The organism is Clostridium sp., assembly GCF_051650885.1.
Lineage (GTDB): Bacteria > Bacillota > Clostridia > Clostridiales > Clostridiaceae > Clostridium.
The window spans coordinates 20,570-27,501 of the sequence record NZ_JBOFRG010000273.1; the positions used below are offsets into that span (position 1 = coordinate 20,570).

General features: G+C 30.0%; 4 protein-coding genes. All 4 read right to left on the minus strand.

Features of this window, described 5'->3' with window-relative positions:
• Positions 1–23: 23 nt before the first annotated feature.
• A complete protein-coding gene (locus ACRC28_RS13225) occupies positions 24–1,103 on the minus strand; it encodes a pyridoxal-phosphate-dependent aminotransferase family protein (protein WP_438543922.1) in 1,080 nt (359 codons plus the stop codon).
• Between the two features lie 265 nt (positions 1,104–1,368).
• Positions 1,369–3,564: a catalase/peroxidase HPI gene (gene katG / locus ACRC28_RS13230; RefSeq protein WP_438543925.1), complete on the minus strand. Its 2,196-nt coding sequence runs from the start codon at positions 3,562–3,564 to the stop codon at positions 1,369–1,371.
• A gap of 168 nt (positions 3,565–3,732) precedes the next feature.
• Positions 3,733–5,685: a KUP/HAK/KT family potassium transporter gene (locus tag ACRC28_RS13235; protein ID WP_438543923.1), complete on the minus strand. Its 1,953-nt coding sequence runs from the start codon at positions 5,683–5,685 to the stop codon at positions 3,733–3,735.
• Between the two features lie 195 nt (positions 5,686–5,880).
• Positions 5,881–6,932, minus strand: a 1,052-nt coding sequence (locus ACRC28_RS13240; RefSeq protein ID WP_438543924.1) for a carboxypeptidase M32, incomplete at its 5' end; no start/stop codon positions are given.

Below are 6,932 nucleotides of genomic sequence, written 5' to 3' on the forward strand. Positions count from 1 at the left end.
CTCTAAGTTTAGAAAATTTGCCCCTAATCTTCTAACTTTAATATTTCATTTATATTTTTTAATAAATCATTTAATTCTTCAACAGTACAGTCTGCCATATGTCCAATTCTAAAAGTTTTATCTTTAAGACTTCCATATCCATTTGATATTGCATACCCTCTATTTGAAAGTTCTTTATTTAATGCTGTAACTTCTATTGCTCTTGTGTTTTTTATTGCAGTTACAGTATTTGAAAGATATCTCTCATCAGCAAATAATTCAAAATGTTTCTTAGCCCATGCTCTAGTTATTTTTGCAAGTTCTTTATGTCTTGCAAATCTATTATCTAAACCTTCTTTGTTCACTATATAATCTAATTGATAGTCTAATGCAAACATATGTGATAATGATGGTGTTGAAGGATATTGATAATCCTTCTTTTTAATATATTTATATAAAGCTAATAAATCTAAGTAAAAACCTCTGTTAGGTACTTTTTCTGCTCTTTCTTTTGCCTTATTTGAGAAAGTACAGATTGCCATTCCTGGAGGTAGTCCTATTGCTTTTTGAGTAGATGTAATTAATACATCTATTCCCCATGCATCAACTTCTATTCTTGTTCCTACTGCTGAACTTACAGCATCTACTATATATACAATGTCATCATATTTTTTTATTACTCTTCCAATTTCTTTAACTGGATTCATAACTCCTGTAGAAGTTTCATTATGAGTTACTGCTACTAAATCATACTTTCCTGTTTCTAATGCTTTTTCAACCATTTCTGGTGTAATAGCTTCTCCCATAGGAACTTCAAACAAATCTGCTTCTTTTCCATTTTCCTTAGCCATTTCATACCATCTTTTTCCGAAAGCACCAACTGAAAATACTGCTGCTTTCTTTAAAGTACAACATCTTATAGCCCCTTCCATAAGTCCACTACCTGATGTTGTTGATAATAATATTTCACTTTGTGTATAAAAAACCTTTTTTAGATTATCACTTATTCTTTTTTGTAAAAACGATGCGTCTGCACTTCTATGTCCAATCATTGGTGTTGCCATTTTTGCTAATACTTCACTACGAACCTCAACTGGTCCTGGTATAAATAATTTTTTATGCATTGTTCTCCCTCCATCTTTTTAATTTATTGTAATTTTACCATTTAATCCCTTTTAATACAACATTAAGGATAATTAAATACAATTTTTATTCCATTGTATCGTGTATACACACACCTATTTTTTTAATATATTTCTTGTAATCATTTTCTTCCACTTTATAGCTTAAAGTAAGCTTTTTTCCTAATTTTTAAGATATAAATAGAAAAAGCTAAGATATAAAATTTTACTCCTATACCTTAGCTTTTTTATTTTTTTCTATTAAATTTTATTTTTTAATATCAAATCTATCTGCATTCATAACTTTATTCCATGCTTTTATAAAATCTTTTAAGAATTTCTCTTTAGAATCTGAACTTGCATATATTTCAGCTATTGCTCTTAATTGTGAGTTTGAACCAAATATTAAATCAACTCTTGATGCAGTCCATTTTTCCTTTCCTGTAGCTCTGTCAATTCCAACAAATGAGTTTTCATCATTCTTTTTCCACATAGTCTTCATATCTAACACATTTACAAAGAAATCATTAGTTAATTTTTGTGGTCTATCTGTAAATACACCATCTTTTGAACCATTGTGGTTTATATCTAAAACTCTTAATCCACCTAATAATACTGTTAATTCTGGTGCTGTTAATTTTAATAATTGAGCTTTATCTACCATTAATTTTTCTGCTGGTATATTAAAATCATATTTTAAGTAGTTTCTAAATGCATCACAAACTGGTTCTAACACTCTAAATGAATTTTCATCAGTCATTTCTTTAGTTGCATCTGTTCTACCTGCAATAAATGGAACTTCAACTTCATTACCTGTTGCTATCTCAATTCCAACATTTCCACCTAAAACAATTATATCTGCTAAACTAACCTTTTTATTTCCTGATTGCTTTTTATTAAACTCATCAACTATTCCTTCTAATTTTGAAAGAACTTTATTTAATTTTTCTGGTTCATTTACATCCCAGTTTCTTTGTGGCTCTAATCTAATTCTTGCTCCATTAGCTCCACCTCTAAAGTCACTTCCTCTAAATGTAGAAGCTGATGCCCATGCTGTTGAAACTAATTCTGATACTGAAAGATTAGATTTTTTTATCATTTCTTTTAATTCTTTTATATCATTTTCATTTATAATTTCAAAGTCAGCTTTTGGTGTTGGATCTTGCCATATAAATGTTTCTTCTGGTTTTTCTTCACCTAAATATCTTGAACTTGGCCCCATATCTCTATGAGTTAATTTAAACCATGCATTTGCAAAGGCTTTTTCAAACTCTTTTGGATTTTGGTAAAATCTCTTAGATATTGGTCCATAAATAGGGTCCATTCTAAGTGCCATATCTGCTGTTGTCATCATTGGTGCTTCTGTTTTATTTTTATCATGTGCTGATGGAACAGTTTTTCTTGCTTCAGGGTCTGCTGGTATCCATTGCCATGCTCCTGCAGGACTCTTAACTAAATCCCAGTCATATCTAAATAAGTTTTCAAAGAATCCATTATCCCATTTAATTGGGTTTGCAGTCCATGCGCCTTCTATTCCACTTGAAATAGTATCATTTCCTTTTCCACTCTTATAAGAACTCATCCATCCAAATCCCATCTCTTCAACAGGTGCTCCTTCTGGTTCTGCTCCTACATGCTCTGCTGAACCTGCTCCATGAGCCTTTCCAAATGTATGTCCACCTGCTATTAAAGCAACAGTTTCTTCATCATTCATTCCCATTCTTCTAAATGTGTCTCTTATTTCTTTTCCTGAACCAATTGCACTAGGTTGTCCATCTGGTCCTTCTGGATTTACATATATAAGTCCCATTTGCACTGCTGCAAGAGGGTTTTCTAATTTTTCTTTTTCATATCTAGCTTTATCTAACCAAACTTTTTCAGTTCCCCAATAAGTATCCTCTTCCGGTTCCCATATATCAACACGTCCACCTGCAAATCCTACTGTTTCTAATCCCATAGATTCAAGTGCACAATTTCCTGTTAATATCATTAAGTCTGCCCATGAAATTTTATTTCCATACTTTTGTTTTATTGGCCAAAGTAATCTTCTTGCCTTATCTAAGTTTGCATTGTCTGGCCAACTGTTTAATGGTGCAAATCTTTGATTTCCTGTATTTGCTCCTCCACGTCCATCTGCTGCTCTATATGTTCCTGCACTATGCCATGCCATTCTTATAAATAGAGGTCCATAATGTCCATAATCTGCTGGCCACCATTCTTGCGAATTCGTCATTAAAGCTTTTATATCACTTTTTAACGCTTGTAAATCTAATCCATTAAATTCATTACTATAATCAAACTTCTCATCCATTGGTGATACCATTTCTGAGTTTTGGCTTAAAATTTTTAAATTTAATGCATTAGGCCACCATTCCTTATTTGATGTTCCTTCACTTCCTGTAACCTTATCCATTTTCATTGTTCCAGTTTTTCCTGTAAAAGGGCATTTTCCTGACATAATCATCATCCTCCATTTTTTCTATTTTTTTCTTTTGCTATGCTTTTATTTTATAATAATTATTATTAATTAGCAATAAGTATCACTAAGTATTTTTTATTAATTTTCTGAAAATTCAATTTAATATTTGTAAAAAAAGAAACGATAGACCTGTTAAAATCTATCGTTTCATTATTAATCATATAATCTTGTAAGTTTTTTTCTTCCTTCAACATTTCTTTTTCCAACTATTATTGGTACTTTTTCAATTTCAACTACACTTGTATCAATTCCATACCATCTTTCTGGCGATACAGTAAGCTTCTTTATTAAAAGTTTTGCTGAAAGAATAAATTTATCCCATCCTGAGAATGTACTTTCGCTACAAAGAATCTCTTCAATTATTATAAATTTGAAGTTCCCTATAGCTTTTCTCTTTCCTGATGTTATCATATATTCTTTTGGAGTAAATTGAACTTCTCCACTTTCCATTAACTCTTGAACAACTTCTGCAAGCAAAGTATTTATTCCTTGCGATAATCTAAATCCAAGTTTAAATTCTATACTAAATACTCTGTTTTCTTGAATAGTATTAAATCTATATTCTTTAGTATAAGGTTCATCAGTTACTGATACATTTACGAACCAATAATTTTCTGCTTTTTTAGGATCTTTGTTAAATATTGAATAAACTATCTTATTCTCAACTTCATCCCACTTTCTTGATTTTGTTAAATATACTATGTTACTTGCATAAAGTGGTAATTCTTTATCTGCTTGTATTAGCTTAAACTTCTCTTTATAGTCAAAAAGACTTACAAAGCTTCTATATTTTATCTTAATCTGTGAACTATATGACCATATATACATTAAGAATATTAACCCTGCTGTTATTAATAATGTAATATATCCACCACTTAATATTTTAAAACTATTTGCATATAGGAAACTCATTTCTATAGTTCCAAATATCACTAAAATAGCAAGTGAAAGTATTTTCTTTTTCTTTTTATGCCACATATATTGTGATAAAAGAATAGTTGTCATAAGCATAGTTATAGTAATTGCTAAACCGTATGCAGATTCCATATTCTCTGATTTTTTAAATATAAGGACTATTGCTATACAACCTATACATAAAGCGTAATTTACTGCTCCAATGTAAAGCTGCCCCTTTTCTCCATTTGGATATCTTATATGAAGTCTTGGGAATATATTTAGCTTTATTGCTTCTGACACAAGTGTAAATGAACCTGATATTAAAGCTTGACTGGCTATTATTGTTGCAAGTGTTGCAATTATAACTCCAATTATTATAAACCACTTTGGCATTATTAAGAAAAACGGACTTTCTGTAATCATTTGACCACTATGTGATAAAAGATACGCTCCTTGCCCAAAATAACTTAATAGAAGACATATTTTTACTAATACCCATGTATAATAAATATTACTTCTTCCACAATGTCCTAAATCTGAATAAAGTGCCTCTGCTCCAGTAGTACATAAAAATACTGCTCCTAAAATATAAACAGCACTATTCCCGCTAAATAGAAGCCTTATACCGTAATATGGATTTATTGCTTGAATAATTGATGTATTTTTTGTAATTTGAAGTATTCCTAAAATTCCAATCATTAAAAACCATATAAGCATTATAGGTCCAAATATTTTACCGATCTTTTCAGTCCCAAATCTTTGAGCTAAAAACAAAGCTACTATTATAGCTATAACAATTAATATTGTTACCTCTTCCTTTATTGGAAAAATAACATTAAGTCCTTCAATAGCTGAGCTTACTGATACTGGTGGTGTTAGTATACCATCTGCAAGTAATGCTCCTCCACCGACTATCGCTGGCACTATAAGCCACTTAGCATACTTCTTAACTAACGTATATAATGCAAATATTCCACCCTCACCTTTGTTATCAGCTCTTAATGTGAATATTATGTACTTTATAGTTGTTTGCAAAGTTAAAGTCCAGAATACTAATGATACTCCACCTAATATTAACCCTCTTGATGAGTAGTTGTTATTTGTAGAGAGAATTGCTTGCATTACATAAAGTGGAGATGTTCCTATATCTCCATAAACTATACCTAGTGCAACAAGCAACGACCCTATGGTAACTGCCTTCTTCTTCATTATCTTTTGCTCCTTTTATTGTTTTAGTAAAGAAAAACAGCTAAGCAATTGTTAAAATTGATTAACTGTTCCTTAAAGATTATATCACAATAATTTTTCATTCTATGTATAGAAAAAATCTATTCTTTTGACATTCTATTAACATATTGTTTTTTTAAGTAAAATTATTCTTCTTATGTAAAATTTAAGGTTTTTTTATTTAATTTTATATATAATAGAATATTTTTTATTTAGATATTCTAAGAAATATTTTGTCTTTAATTCTTCACCTGATATCATTTTTATTAATTCCTTAGGAGAATAAATTGCACCATGCTTATGAATATTTTTGTTAAGCCACGCCTTTATAAGCTCTAATTTTCCACATCTTATATCACTATATAATTCCTTGTATTCATTTTCCATAACACTTAACATCTGTGCCCCATAAAGATTTCCTAAAGCATAGCTTGGAAAATATCCAAATGAACCATCTGACCAGTGAACGTCTTGTAATATTCCTTCACTGTCATCCTTAGGCTCTACTCCTAAATATTCTTTATATTTTTTATTCCATTCATCACGTACTTCATCAACAGTCAAGCTTCCTTCAATTAAAGCTTTTTCAATTTCATATCTTATTATAATATGAAGTCCATAAGTTAATTCATCTGCCTCTGTTCTTATAAGAGATGAGTATACTTTATTTATGCCCTCATAAAAATCTTTTAAACCTATATTTTCAAATTCCTTAAACTGATATTGCATATAAGGATAAAAATACTCCCAAAATTCAAAGCTTCTTCCTATTATATTCTCATAAAATCTTGACTGACTTTCATGAATACTCATAGAAAGTCCTGTATCAAGCCCTGTATATTGAAGTTCATTTGGAACATTCTGCTCATAAATTCCATGACCACCTTCATGAATACAGCTAAATAAAGCATTTGTTATATCATCATTTTCATAGCTTGTTGTTATTCTTACATCCTTATTTCCAAATGCAATTGTAAATGGATGCATACTTTCATCTAATCTTCCAAACTCAAAGTCATATCCTATTTTATCTAAAATAAACTTTGAAAAGTTTTCTTGCTTTTCTTTATCAAACTTTCCATATAGGAAGCTGTTATCAACAATCTTTCCACTATCTTTTATTTTATGAAGTAACTCTAAGATTCCAATCTTTAATTCTTCAAATACTTTATCTAATTCTCTTACTGTAAGTCCATCCTCATATTGGTCTAATAATGCATCATATCTTT